Here is a 669-nt window from a genome sequence, read left to right on the forward strand (position 1 = left end):
GCCAACGGCGCCGGCAAGACCACCACGCTGCGCGCGATCTGCAACATGGTGCGCTCCACCGGCGGCATCGAGTTCGACGGCAAGCCGCTCAACAACCGCTCGACCGAGAGCATCGTGCGGTTCGGCATCGCCCACGTGCCGCAGGGCCGCGGCACCTTCACCACCATGACGGTGGAGGAGAATCTCCAGCTCGGGGCCATCACCCGCAAGGACAGCGCCGGCATCGTCTCCGACATCGAGCGGATGTACGCGCATTTCCCGGTGCTGAAGCAGCGCCACACCCAGCAGGCCGGCACACTGTCCGGCGGCGAGCAGCAGATGCTTGCGGTCGCCCGCGCGCTGATGCTGCGGCCGCGGCTGATGCTGCTCGACGAGCCGTCCTTCGGACTTGCGCCGCTGGTGGTGCGCGACCTGTTCGGCATTCTCGGCAAGATCAACCGCGAGGACAAGGTGTCGATCCTGGTGGTCGAGCAGAACGCCCAGCTCGCGCTCGAGCTCGCCGACCAGGCCTATGTGATCGAGACCGGCCGCATCGTGATGTCGGGCAAGGCCAAGGACATCGCGAACAACGAAGAAATCCGCAAATCCTATCTGGGTTACTGAGGGAGCCGGGACAATGGAGCTGTTCACCAACCAGGTCCTGGCCGGCATCGCCACGGGCGCGATCTA

General features: G+C 65.9%; 1 protein-coding gene. It reads left to right on the forward strand.

Annotation, left to right across the window (positions count from 1 at the left end; all coding sequences use genetic code 11):
* A partial coding sequence (locus MOV75_RS40830; protein ID WP_246933061.1) for an ABC transporter ATP-binding protein occupies positions 1–603 on the forward strand: 603 nt, incomplete at its 5' end.
* Positions 604–669 lie beyond the last annotated feature (66 nt).

Source organism: Bradyrhizobium sp. PRIMUS42, assembly GCF_023006515.1.
Lineage (GTDB): Bacteria > Pseudomonadota > Alphaproteobacteria > Rhizobiales > Xanthobacteraceae > Bradyrhizobium.